At 40.6% G+C, this 13,497-nt stretch carries 10 protein-coding genes; 9 read left to right on the forward strand and 1 reads right to left on the reverse strand.

Annotated elements, in window-relative coordinates; all coding sequences use genetic code 11:
• Positions 1 to 126: 126 nt before the first annotated feature.
• From DWY84_RS05420 to DWY84_RS17230, 6 genes are all read left to right on the forward strand, one after another.
• The gene (locus DWY84_RS05420; RefSeq protein WP_118531546.1) at positions 127 to 1,071 is read left to right on the forward strand and encodes a DUF2971 domain-containing protein; all 945 of its coding nucleotides are present in this window, start codon (positions 127 to 129) and stop codon (positions 1,069 to 1,071) included.
• A 70-nt stretch (positions 1,072 to 1,141) separates the two neighbouring features.
• On the forward strand, positions 1,142 to 1,918 hold the full coding sequence (locus DWY84_RS05425; protein WP_118531548.1) for a hypothetical protein: 777 nt from the start codon (positions 1,142 to 1,144) through the stop codon (positions 1,916 to 1,918).
• A 66-nt stretch (positions 1,919 to 1,984) separates the two neighbouring features.
• The gene (locus DWY84_RS05430; RefSeq protein ID WP_182434919.1) at positions 1,985 to 3,367 is read left to right on the forward strand and encodes an AbiH family protein; all 1,383 of its coding nucleotides are present in this window, start codon (positions 1,985 to 1,987) and stop codon (positions 3,365 to 3,367) included.
• 30 nt (positions 3,368 to 3,397) lie between these two features.
• Positions 3,398 to 4,747, forward strand: a complete 1,350-nt coding sequence (locus tag DWY84_RS05435) for a macro domain-containing protein (RefSeq protein WP_118531552.1) — start codon at positions 3,398 to 3,400, stop codon at positions 4,745 to 4,747.
• Positions 4,748 to 4,772: 25 nt separating this feature from the next.
• Positions 4,773 to 5,315, forward strand: coding sequence for a hypothetical protein (locus tag DWY84_RS05440; RefSeq protein WP_118531554.1), 543 nt, complete (start codon positions 4,773 to 4,775; stop codon positions 5,313 to 5,315).
• A gap of 305 nt (positions 5,316 to 5,620) precedes the next feature.
• Positions 5,621 to 7,045: a hypothetical protein gene (locus DWY84_RS17230; RefSeq protein ID WP_147354281.1), complete on the forward strand. Its 1,425-nt coding sequence runs from the start codon at positions 5,621 to 5,623 to the stop codon at positions 7,043 to 7,045.
• A gap of 10 nt (positions 7,046 to 7,055) precedes the next feature.
• Here the strand turns inward: DWY84_RS17230 and DWY84_RS05450 are convergent, their stop codons facing one another.
• Positions 7,056 to 7,499, reverse strand: coding sequence for a hypothetical protein (locus DWY84_RS05450; protein ID WP_118531558.1), 444 nt, complete (start codon positions 7,497 to 7,499; stop codon positions 7,056 to 7,058).
• A 69-nt stretch (positions 7,500 to 7,568) separates the two neighbouring features.
• On the opposite strand from DWY84_RS05450, the gene DWY84_RS05455 reads away from it, so the two are divergent.
• The 3 genes from DWY84_RS05455 (at position 7,569) to DWY84_RS05465 (ending at position 13,477) form a co-directional block, all read left to right on the forward strand.
• On the forward strand, positions 7,569 to 8,666 hold the full coding sequence (locus tag DWY84_RS05455) for a serine/threonine-protein kinase (RefSeq protein ID WP_118531560.1): 1,098 nt from the start codon (positions 7,569 to 7,571) through the stop codon (positions 8,664 to 8,666).
• Between the two features lie 119 nt (positions 8,667 to 8,785).
• A complete protein-coding gene (locus DWY84_RS05460; protein ID WP_118531562.1) occupies positions 8,786 to 9,694 on the forward strand; it encodes a hypothetical protein in 909 nt (302 codons plus the stop codon).
• A gap of 174 nt (positions 9,695 to 9,868) precedes the next feature.
• Positions 9,869 to 13,477, forward strand: coding sequence for a metallophosphoesterase (locus tag DWY84_RS05465; protein ID WP_118531564.1), 3,609 nt, complete (start codon positions 9,869 to 9,871; stop codon positions 13,475 to 13,477).
• Positions 13,478 to 13,497: the final 20 nt, after the last annotated feature.

A 13,497-nucleotide genomic window follows, 5' to 3' on the forward strand; every position in this document is an offset into this window, starting at 1 on the left:
GGAATTTTTATATCAACGGCTGAAATTTAAGCGCTTACGTTTATTCGGTGTGTAGTTTCAGAAAATAAAATGAATTTTTAAGATTATGTATGAACGTCAAAAATTTATAGAAAGCAGGAATACGATTTGAAACAAGAGCAGGAAACCATAACGAAAACCATAGATGAAACACTTTTGATACCGATTCTTGGAAAAGGGAAGAAATTGTATCACTATACATCAGCTGCTGGCTTACAGGGAATTTGTAGTGGGGAATTTTGGGTCACAGAAAGAAGTTTTTTAAACGACACAATGGAATTTCAAGTGGCGACTAAAATTTTTTGTGAAGTGATAGATAATCATATGAAAAATAAGGAACGCGCTGAAAAGTTAAAGAAGAAAACCTGCGATGAAATTGAAAGACTGACAAAACCTGGAATGCTGGGAGAAGAAGTAGCGTATTCGGGTGATTATGTCATTTCATTTAGTTTGGATAATGATAGCATCCTTATGTGGAGTGAATATTCGGATTTTTATGGATATTGCATGGAATTTGATTTTGAAAAATTAGTAGCAGGAATTCAAAAGAAAACGAGCTATGAACTTTTGCATGGCCAGGTTATATATGATCATAAAGAACAAGTATCTATCATTGAGAAAACCATAGAAAATGAAATCATAAGACACGCGCCAGGGTTTGAATATTTAAATTCATGGGAAGAGTTGGACAATCTGACAGACGAAAATATAGAAGATTTGTATGTATGGTTATCAGTGTTGATTGATGCATATAATATGTTTTTTAAGTTGGATTGCTTTAAAGGTGAGAATGAATATAGAATGGTATTTTGCTGTATTCATGATGGAGGCAGAGTAAACGATGACGGAAGAGAAGAACAATATTTCAGAATAAAAAATGAAGTTATGATACCATTTGTTAAGAAAAGACTTGTAAGTTTGGAAGCGTTAGAATCGGTTATGATAGGTCCTAAGAATAAAAGCGATATAGCAGAAAAGGGATTGCAGTATTTCTTTAGAAATATGAAGATGGATGTTAAAATCCATAAATCTCAAATGCCTATACGATATTAAAAAGCATCTGCAAAGTGGTATGTGGAATTGAAGGATGGTATAAAAGCAGAAAGGGCGGTGTAGATCAGCTATGATTTCAGCAAAGCCGACAGAAAAACTTACGGGAATTACCTTAGAGGGTGATTATGATGATTTTCATGAGATCGTGGACAGTATCCATAGAATGAGCGGTCTGGAAGAGGACGTTTGCGATGAGTATTATGCTGTTAAAAATATGCTTCTCAGTGTTTGCTATGATATAAGGCATGCGTTTATGGGATATCGAGATGTGAAGAAAGTTGATAACGGGGTTCACGATGAGATAGTGAAATGGCATTCTATGAAAATGCCCAAAACAGAAGTGCATTTCAGTGTGAATCTCTTATTTCCTGAAGCAGTGTTTGTGGCATTATCATCGTCAGAACTTTACGTCCGGGCGCGGCGTGATTACGGGATCCGTGCAAAAAGGAAGGAGGAAACAGAAATGCTTCCAGCCTTTTCTTATGCAGACTACATACGGGACAAGGCAGTCATAGATAAATTATCTGTGACAATTCTTGGTGCATTAGCAGAAGTAATCGGGGACGAAGAGTTAGAAAAGCTGATGAAATTGAAGGAAAACTGTTATACATTTCTTTTTTGGGATTATGCAGAGCAGTATGTATATAAATGCAATATTGAATATTTGAAAACGGTCGTGGAAAAACGGAAAGACAAGATTCGCAACATTGCAAAGCGTTTCCTTAAGCAGCCGGATTCATATAAAAGATTGAAACAGGATCTGGAATATTCAGCGAAGGTTTATCATTGCAGCGTTCATGAACTGGAAGATCCGAAGCTTGAATATCCAGAAGAGATTGAGTGGTAGTATTTGGGGGGGAATTTGGCAGATGCAGGTCTTGCAGTATCCATGATTGAAGAGGGGATGAAAATCATGAAAAAATATAAAAACCTAATTATCGTTGGCAATGGCTTTGACCGTTGGCAAAATCTTCCAACATCTTATGAAAACTTTCGCCTTTATTATCAGGATCACATTATAAGCGCGGCTGAGGCCTTGGGCTGTTCCTTTTATACAGTGATAGATAAGACTGGAAAAGAACAGAAACTGACAGCCGTGGAACTTATATATGGAGATATTCTGAATCCGGGAAATCTGGAGGATGAATTTTTCTGGAATCTGGAAGCGCGGATGGACCGCATGAATGACCAGGCAATTAATCTCCATTTTGGAAGAAGTGAGGAGGGGCGTAAAGCCTTAAAAAAAGCCGTGAGTGAAGCAACATTATTGTTGCGAAAGCTGTTTTGTGACTGGGTTGGAACGATTGAGATTGAAGAAAAAAACAGTGGTTTTGTGTTTGGAGATGACTGTTTCGTTATCAATTTTAATTATACGGATACTTTGGAAAAACGGTTTGGAGTGGATGCTAGAAATGATTTCCATATTCATGGAAGTGCGTCGGATTTAAATTCTATTGTAGTAGGTCATGCCAGTCATCCGGAGAAGCCTTTTTCAGAACTGATTGAGCATCGGTTTATTCGTTCGGAAGATCCGAAGAAGGGCTTACCGCGGCTGGAAGGTCTGTATGCAGTGGAGGCGGCTTTATACGAGACTGATAAACACGTAGTGGACCGCATGGATGATCTGTGCGTGGCTTTTATGGAAAACGGAGTGCACATGGAAGACATTGAAAATATTTATGTTTTGGGGCATTCCTTTGCTCCGGCAGATTCGGAGTATTTTGAATTTCTTCATGCAGTTACTCGGTGTAACTGTAACTATGAAGCATTGTCTCCAGTTGGACATATGGATAGGGAGATGCTGGGGGCCATGCTGAATGGAAATGACGAGGTACTTATGGCTGGAATTATCCTGAATCTGCAGTATGCAGAAAGGCACAGCAATAGACTGAACCCGGAACAGGAGGATTGGTTTGCATACCTGGATGAGGGATGCGATGATAAAATGCCGTATGATGAAAAACTGAGCAGATTAGCGGTGGAGCAGCGTTTCTGGATGGAGCAGGCAGAGCGGACCCAAAATAAACTTGAAAAACTGGCCGAAAAGTATGGGAAAAAAGTTCCGGCAAATTGTCATTCAATTCTGGGGTACATGGAATATGTAGATGGGGGACATATAGAAAGAAAACATAGTGCGAACTGGCATATTAGCTGCTTCTCAAGCGAAGACCGAAAACGGATCAAACGGGTGACAAGAGACTTACATATAAAAAACGTAAAGTGTTATCAGACAATTGACGCATGTATTGGTAAATTTGCGGTTGAAGGTTCTGGTAATATAGAAAATCCATCTTAGGAGCCAGAAAGAGGCACAAAGGAGAAGAATATGACGCTGGGAATGGATCATGTAATTGTTGTGATCAAAGGGGACATCACAGATAAAAAACTGCTGAAAAAGCTGAGAGTAGATGCGATTGTCAATGCCGCGAATCCTACGCTGATGGGAAGCGATCAGGGCGTGGATGGAGCTATCCACGCGAAGCTGCCGAAATTGAAAAAGCGGATTTGTAAGGAGCTTGGAACGGACCGGCTGGCGAACCGGCAGCGCTGTGGGCGGGGAAAAGCGGTGACAACCTCTGATGGGGAAAAAGGAAAGAAATTGTGCCGTTATATTATACATACGGTGGGATCCAAGTATGACGGAAGCGGAGAAATATGCTCCAGTTCCCGGATACAGACACTGGAAAACTGCTATCATTCTGTAATCGATGAGGTGAAAAAACATCCGGATATTCGAAATGTGGCAGTGCCTGTCATTGGCGCTGGGGATTATGGCTTCCCATTTAAACTTGCTATGGAAATTGCGGTCTGCAGCATTAACAACGCGATTTTGGAGTGGCGCCAGAAAGATTCAGAACTGTTTGAAAAGGCAAAACTGGAACGGGTCTACATTTTTATTTTCCATCCTTCCAAGGCAAAAACGGATGAAAAATTCCAGACGGCAAATTGGGTAATGCAGAAGTACCATCAGCTGTTGATGAGTAACCGCAAGATTACGTATCTGACCTCGTGGCAGGCGCATCTGAGCTACTGGAAGGAAATACGCATGTATGACCGGGAACGGGGATATTTTTCTATTGCGCGCACGGTATGGGAAATCTTAATGCTCATTCGGATGCTGTTTCTTCCGGTAATGTTTCTGAAAGATTTATTTGGCGGAAGAGACTGGGAGAAACGCCGGAGTTTTGTGGAATGGCTAGTTGCGTGCAAGATAGCGCTGCCATTTGTGAGTCTGCTGTTTCTGAACCGGATAACGGCAAAATGGCTATTGGTAGGATTGTCGGCATTGATCGTGTATAGCCTGGCGGATACGCTTACCTATTTGCTAATTCTGATGATGATGTCAGACATTCAGAGACCATCAGCAAACCTAATTCGGACATGGCTCATGCTGTTTATGAACTATATGGAGGCAGCGTTGGATCTTTCGGTGCTGTATGGATGCTGTGAGCGTTGGTTCAGCTGGGGCCATGGTGGTCTGATCTCGATTAGAGCAGCGGGAAAGTGTGGTCTTCTGGGTTTCCAGAACATACCAGAGCATGTTTCATGGGCGGAAACACTTCCCTGGATGTCAGATGTATTTTTATATGCGGATTCGGCAATTAAATTCTTCTTCTTTTCTCTGGTGCTGGTATATCTGGCATCGCATATGAAGCAGAAGGAGTTTTTGAGTTAACCAAGAGAAACGAAAGGGAGAATGTATGAATATTTCTGTATTTTTGAGTTATCCAAAACCACATTTAAAAAGTCAGAAAGACTTTGTTAATAAATTAAGAGAGTATTTGGAACAGAGAGGATTGCAACCGAGAACATTAGGTGTAACAGATTATGATATGGAGGCACCATTAACTGCAATACGGAGATTGATGTTGGAATCAAATGGACTAATAACTGTAGCATTTAGACGAAATCGGATAGAAAAAGGTTCGGGAAAACCAGATAGTGATATCGGCGAAAAAGACTATGATTTGTCCGGAAAATGGTTGACAAGTCCATATTGCCAAATTGAACCTGCAATGGCTTTTCAACTAGGTTTGCCGGTATTGATACTGAGAGAGCAAGGCGTTCTTGAAGAGGGAATTCTGGAAAAAGGGGTATTAGGAATGTACATGCCAGAATTTAGTTTAAGTGGAAATTTGAATGATTATTTTAAATCAGATGAATGGATACAGCTAATTGGAAAATGGGAGGTGAATGTGAGAAAAGTAGTGGAAAATAAAGGACGGCCACCTATGCTTTATTAAAGACAGTTGTTGGTGCTTGACAAGTGGATGGGAAACTGAGAAAAAGTTACGTGTAGGGAAGTGAATCGGAGATTATTTATATAAGGTAGATAGGAAAGAAATTGTTGCTGGTGTGGTGGCGTTTTCGGAGAATGGTAGTAGATGCAGAAGCAACGAAGAAATATGATGTATCATTATTGTAATGAGGAAACTGTTTTTAATATACTAAGAAAACATACCCTATGTAATTTACGGATTTGATATTTATAATATAGAAATATCCAGATCAGGATCATTATATAGCTACAGATGAACAGGAGGCTGTTATGAAACCAACATCACCCCTTATGGGATACATTGTATATATGGAGAAAGAATATCCATTCCTGTTTGAGGATGGAATCTTACGTTTGTTTCCACCGACCAGGGAAGACTGGCGGAAACGCAGGAGAAGTTTGTTTCAGAATTTGCAGGAATTAAAGGCCAAATGTCAGGCACAGGAGTGGGTTGGACATTCACGTTTGAAAGGGCGGACACATGATGGAGATAGTATTGTGTTTTCGGTTTCAGACCTTTCTTCAAATGATAATGGATTTGAGAGCTTTTCAGTTGATTATCACTTTAAATATAATGTCTCATATTTAGACGACGAGCAGATTTATGGTTTTTCTTTGACAGGAAAAGACGTAGATCGTTTTTATAATCCGAGGTGTGTGTTTACTACGGACGTATCGTGCGATGAATTGGGGATACAGAGAACTGGGGTATATGTAGAGAATAAGAATGATAATGGGGCAGTTTGTGCAGGAAGTTATAGATATGGAGATACAGAAATTACTGTTTCTTTTAGAGCGGTTCCAACGCTTCACTTTCGTTCAGAGGCACCATTATCTGCGCACAGCCGGATGATAGTTTCCTTTTCAAAACCGCAGAATCTGGAGTATTTGCTTCAGGTTTATGAGCATTGCTGCAGGTTTTTCTATTATGTGTGTTACAGGCGCAATATAGAACTGGATTCCCCGGATATATACGGCATGCGGGACGGAAGAAAATCCAACGAAGGTATTTTGTGGTTTCCACAGAATGATCTGGCAGGGGAAGTTGAACAAAAAGACGCGGAAGAGATGATTGTATATGATGATCTTGGGGAAAAGATGATGGCGCTGTTTCCGCCGCTTGCAGAAGACCAGATTTATCTGGAACATTTGTGCCCTTCTGTTGCGGACCGGCGTTCCTGGGGAATCAACCATATTATTTTGATGTTTGTGGCTTTTGAGCGGGAGTTCCGTAATCTGTATGATGATACGATTGTACGTTCAGATATGTACGTTGAGGTGCGCGCGGAAGTAATGAAATTTCTGGAAAATTTGAAGGAAAATAGCCATGGAAAGAAGAAAAAGTATATTGGGGAGATGGAACGGACTTTAAGTAAAACAGAAAATAAATATGCAGACCGCATGGAGAAAGCAATGCGTGACTGTGAGGAAATTCTTTGCCCTTTTTTGAAGTATTATTATCGTGACGATCAGTCAGATGATTTGATTGAAGATATTTGTGCCAGAATGAATCAGCTGAGGAATGACGCAGCGCACGGCAATATCGATCTGCAAATTGATCCGGTTCATATATCCGATTTTGCGATTCTGGAGAGTTTGATTTATGCTATGCGTTTGAAGGCAATTGGTGTAGAATTAGAGAAGATACAAACATGTCTTCAGACGATGAAAGGGACACGGATGATACTGGCATAAAATGGAGGCGTCAGCCTCCATTCAGCACCGTAAGTCCATGCGCTGCCAGTTTATCATTGATCTGATCGATATCAAACTGTTCCTGATTGATCGCGGTGGCAATGATGATATCCCGTGGATCTTTTACATAGATTTCTCTGAGCTGAAACAGTTCCAGAGTGCGGCGGGTTTCTTTCCAGTTCATGTGAGCGGCGAGACAGAGCATCAGGACGATATCACGGGAGGGCTGTGTTTTTTGACCGTTTAACAGATCATAGATGTAGGACTTGGAAATCAGTCCTTTGCAGCGACTGACAATTTCAGCGGTTGTGATGGAATGACTGGCGAAATATTCATTGAAATAGTCTTGGATGGAAGGCGTGGATGCGTGTCTGGATAGGTAGCGCTCCATGTCTTTTTCCGTGCGGACTTTGGAGAAAAGATGGAGGAGTTCAGTGGTATCGGATTGCGGCATAAGGATTCCTTCTTTCGTGTGTTTGAGACTATTATAGCAGAGGATTACAAAGGGGAAAAGAGTTAGGGTATGACATTACAGGAAGAGTATGAATTATCCTGTTACCGGGTATTGGACCGTCTGTGGGATGATAAAGAAGTATACCTGGTGCGCCATGTGGAAACGGGAAAGCTGTTCATTAAAAAGCAGATTGACCTTTATAACCAGCGTGTTTATGAACATCTGAGCAGGCTGGATATTTCTGGTGTTCCGAAAATTTATCTGTGTGTAGAACAGGAGAAGAAACTGGTTGTAATAGAGGAATATATTCACGGAGAAACGCTGGAAGAATATCTGGAAAAGAAGGAAATCATGGGAGAAGATGAGGCGGTTTCCATGATTATCCAGCTTTGCAGGATTTTGAAGCAGCTGCACCGCTGCCGGTCGCCGATTATCCATCGGGATCTGAAGCCTGCCAATATTATGATCAGCAGTGATGGTGTGGTCAAACTGATTGACTTTAATGCAGCGAAGGAATACCGGATGGGGCAGATGGAAGATACCTGTTTAATGGGAACCAGGGAGTATGCGGCACCGGAACAATATGGCTTTGGCCAATCAGACGCCCGTACGGATATTTATGCTTTGGGCGTTATTTTAAACAGGCTTTTGACAGGTGATTTTCCGAAAAATAAGTTATATGAGGGCAGATTAAAGCCGGTCATTCAAACGTGTATCCAGATGGATGCGGATGCCCGTTACCAGAGTGTGGAGCTGCTGGAAAGGGCATTGGAAAGTGGTAAAAATGAAAAGCAGCGAAAGAAAAATACGGGAAAAAGAATGGTTTTACATCTGAAAAAACGGTATTTACCCGTTGGTTTTCGAACAGGAAAAGTATGGAAAATGTTTGCAGCAGGGTTTGGTTACTGGCTGATTACGTATTGCTGTTTGACCATGAATTTTCATGACAGAAGCGGCGCAGTTCAAATGGGATATGCATTGTGGTTAAACCGGATTGTCGTGTGGATTTATATGATATTTTCTGTCTTTTTTGTGGGAAATTATGTTGGACTGCGCAGAAAATTTCCGGGAATGAAGGGAAAATTATGGGGACAGTTTTTGTTTGGATGTGGGTATCTGGTGTTGTTTTTTTGCGTGGCGGCAGTGGTTGTGGGGCTTTTGGAGTAATGAAAGAGTATATAGCCTGAACGGAAACATAACAGATCGTGAGGAGGAAAAGTCCGCTGGCAGCGGACGAAAATAGAAAGGACATGTGGTAACCTGATGGAAAAGAAGGAGGTTATCACATGAGAGAGAACGTGACAGAAAGAGAACATCTGGTATTGCCGGTTTACTTAAATGAAAAGGTCGTGCTGGATATGCTTGCAATCCTGCAGGATGGATTTTCTATGGTTAGTGAGATCAGTACAACGTCTCAGGAAAGCAATGATGTGAGTGGAACAACAAAAGGAGAAATGAGTTCTGGCAGTTTGCTGAATCGGGTCTTGAAAATCAAACTTGGGGCGGAGGTTTCTGGTGAAAAAAAGCAGGAAGAACAATGGGTAAGCAAGGAGGCCAGATTTCATACTAGTGCGTCCTTGTTTTCAGAGTTTCGCAGACAGCTGATTGAGCATGATATGCTGACCTGCATGGCATCGGATTCGCTGGATATCCATGAAATACAGATTGGAGATTTTATCGAGGTTGAGGGAGCACTAATGAAAAATCCGCTCATCGATATTTTGGAAAAATTTATTTCTGTATACCGTATGAGTAAAATTTTTTCAGAGCCAGTGGCCGTTGGGCATAAGAAGCAGGCTTCACAGAAGGAACTGGCTGAGGATGCGCAGATACAGCAGATGAGGGCACTGTTAGAGGAACTTCGTGTTACAGGAACATTGGACTTTGTGCTGAAAAGTGATCGGGCTTCACTGGTGTTGTCCGCACAGGAGAAATATCTGGAAAATGATAATATCTCTGAACTGATCGGAGGAAATTTCAAAATTCTGGGTAAAGTAATTAAGATTTGTGCAGAGAAAGATGAGGGAATCAGCCTGGTGCGGAAAACACCGCTGGACATTTTAGACGCGGATTCGCTGGATGGTTTGATTCAGGCGTTTGAGAGCAATGATCTGAAACAACTACATCTGCCGGAGGTAGAAATTCAAATCAGTGCGCCGGCAGCAATTGTGATTCCGGTAGCAATTTATGTGTAGTTTGAGGATGCGAAGATAGCAGCAGGAAAGCGAGAACAGATAGCGTTTGCGGAAACCTTCCAACTGGAGTAAGATAGATATATCAGTTGGAAGGTTAATTTTATATCGGAGAAAATTCCAAGCATACGGGACAATTAAACAGAAAAGAACTGAACAGGCAGGGGGAGAAAAGAGATGCTTAGAATCTTGCATTTATCAGATATTCATCTTGGAAAAACATACAAAGATCCAGAGAGCATGGCGTGTAATATTGCGGCGGATATTGATCATAATGGCCTGAGCAATATTGAGTGTATTGTAGTAACCGGCGATATTTTTGACGGACAGGCACAGCTTGGGAAGGATAATTTACCGGAGCTGATTCATATTGCAGCAGGATTTTTCCAGACTTTATTGGATGAAATAAACAGCAATCAGCCAGAAACCCCGCTGTGCCGGGAAGATGTCATTTTTGTACCAGGTAATCATGATATAATACGAACGGATGATGTGGCTAAGAGATGGGATAAGTATCGTGATTTTCTGAAAAAATTTTATGGGGAAATACCTTCCTGGTATGATCTGAAAAACTATTCCTTATGCAGAGAATATAAGCGTAAAAAGGTTGTTTTTGTTGGGTTTAATTCCTGCGAAATTGAAAAAAGAAAGCTCTTTGATTCTGATTATATCCGGACTTTTGAAAAGTATATGGGCGAAGAAAAACTGGAAAGTGTTGAAAAGCAAAAAGTCATTGAGGCAATGAAGGCTGTGACCGCGAGCAGTTATGATGATTATGGAAGGATTCCAGTGTCTCAGCTTACGGCTATGGCACGGAAAATTCGGGGGATGGATGATTATACAGTGGTGGCGTTATTTCATCACCATTTTTATCTGTTCCCGGAAATTGCACAGCGTTTTGGCGACAGCAGCCTGATTCGGAACTATGCAGAGGTAATGCAGCAGCTAAGCTATATGCATGTGAGTGTAGTGATGCACGGACATAAACATTATGCGTTGGAGCGTCCGTTTATCACGGAAGGCTATTTTGAATCTCCTGAGAATATCATAGACGTATTTGCCGGCGGTTCTGTCGGGACAGATCGGAAAGACGAGCATACATTTGGTGTACTGGATTTGTATGGGAAGGATGATGATATAAAACTTCGGCATTATAAATTCTGTTATAAGGATGAAAAACTGGAGCCAATTAAGGAAAAACAGGTGCCTCCGAAGAAAACAAGTGGACGGGTTGTAAAACTGCTTGAAATATTGGAGATGCTGCGGCCTGAAAAATACAAAACGTATGTAACAACTTCAGAAAAAGCATTTTCGTCGTATGATTATTGCAAGGACATCATAAACTGGGTGAGTGCGGCAATCACAGGATTTACGGATGCGTACAGGTATCTGGAGCATGATTATCACAATATTTTGTTCCTGCTTTATGCGATAAATTACAGAGTTATCAGTTATATGAAACTGGTAGGAAAAGCGGATTCCTATTTTGAATCGGCATCTAAAAACTGGGATGCTTTCTATACGGAGAATTTGGAAAACAGTGGATTTTCTGTTTCGAAAGAAGAGTATCATCAGTTGTTTATGCAGAAAAGACTGAAGGATGTAGCAGCACATTGTGATAAGATTTTAAACCGGTGCGGCAATAAACCATCTCAGGTTTATCTGGCGTTTACGATGTTAGGAATATTCTTTTCAGATCTGTATATGGTGCTGACCAGGTACGCGGATGATTTTAAAGAAAGTATTCAATACAAGGTAAATATTAAAATCGAAGAAAACAAATTCCATGAAAATGTACCGGCTCCCCGCATTGTAATCCGCTCAGATGCAGATAGGAGAAGCGCGTATGTAGAGTTGTTGTGCAATGAAGCTACAGCACATAAAATGGCGGTATTGTTTGTAAAAGAGTTTGATCTGATGATTCACAAATTTGAGGATTATTTCAAACTGATTGGGTTAAAACTATATTATTTACTGCCTAAAATCGATAAGGATGTGATGAAGAACACGCTGGATAATTATAACTTTGAAGCGTATATTCCAACCCTGATTCCGCTGCTGACTGGCGACAATATTTACTCCTCAAAGACGGCTTTTGCAAGAGAACTCATTCAGAATGCAATTGATGCAATTGCGGTGAGGGCAGAAAAAGATTCCAGCGAGTTTTCGAAAGAAATTCTGATTGATATGAACAAAGATGAGCAGGGCAGACGATATTTCCGGATTGTGGACCATGGTACCGGGATGGATAAATACAAGATAGAACGGTATTTTACCAGCATTGGCCGGAGCTTTTATTCTGGAGAAGAGTATGAAGATCTGAACATTTCCTATAAGCCAATCAGTAATTTTGGCATTGGTTTCCTGTCATCGTTTATGGTGTGCAGGGAAATTGATGTTAGGACCAAATATTACACGGATAATTCGGAAGGATTAAAGCTGCATATTCCGAATTATGATGGATGCTTCTTTATTGAAAGAGATGAAAAGGCGGAAATTGGTACGGAAATAAAATTATATCTGGAGACGGATATTGATGATACCCAGATTATGAAATACATAGAGGAGGCGATGCGGGATATTGCGTATCCGGTAGAGCTGCATTGGAAGAATTATAAAAACTATTCAATGGAAATGAAGATTGAATCTCATGCAATGCGGAGAGCGGTTGCTGCAGAAACCTTTAAGTTCTTTGTGCCGTTTTGCGAAGATGGTACAATCGGCGAAGCCAATTATGAACAGGATATTCTTAGCGGCAAGTATGTTGAGAAGTATAAGTATGGACTGCTGCTTGGCAAAAATAAAGAAAATGTAGGAAACAGTGAGATTTTTAATTCTGGAATTGCGGTGGAAAAAGTTTCGGTTGCAAGTTTGTTTCACTGGCATTCAAAAAAACATGACAGTGGGTTTAGAGACCGTCATTTAGGGTGGAATAATAAAATCTGGATTAATTTTCCATCAAGCTGGCTTCAGTTGGATGTATCCAGAGAAAATATTACAGGTTTTAGCGATGTGGTTACAAAGGGAGAGAATCAGGACAGAGTGGTTCTTGACAGATTGGGACACCGGATTGCAGAAAGCATGTATAAGCAATTAAAACAGTTCATGGAATATGCGGAAAAAGAAGATACAGAGGTAGATGTGAGAACATTGTACCTGCAGGATGCAGCAGAGCAGGCCTTGATGCTTTGTGGAGAAAATGCGGGTGAACTGGTAGATAAATTGAGGAAATTGCAGTACGAATTAGTAATAGAATTTACAGAAACCGGGCTCAGCTATTACTTAGAACATAAAAATATACAAAATAAGCAGAGAATCCGATTTTCAAGTGATCAGGCAAATGCTGAATGGAATAAGCGGAAGAACATGATCAATAGTGGAAAGGACAAACAGAACCATATAACAAAGCATGGAAAGGATACAGTAGATATATGGAAAAATAGATCAGTGATGATTGATTATATGTGTTATTTATATTCGACAAAGGAAAAACAAGAAGTAAAACAACTATCAGATGTTAATTTTGAACACCGGATAATAGAACGGGATATATTTAAAGAAAAACGAGGAAACTTTAAAATTTTTTCGACATTGCTTTTGGTAAAGGACTTGAATGCCGCAGATGACGCGTTGGATATACTAAAACAAGATAATCCTATCACAGCTAGCATGGAGCGGTGGCTTTTAAAGAATACAAGTGTGGGGAAAGAGGATGAGACAAAGGTGGTAATTTCTTACGAAGAGCTGTTTCGCAGTGAGGAAAAGTCTTTGAAGGACAAAAAATAACCGTAAGTAATCAATTGCGG

It is taken from the genome of Clostridium sp. AF27-2AA, assembly GCF_003478505.1.
In the GTDB taxonomy this organism is placed as follows: Bacteria; Bacillota; Clostridia; order Lachnospirales; family Lachnospiraceae; genus Brotaphodocola.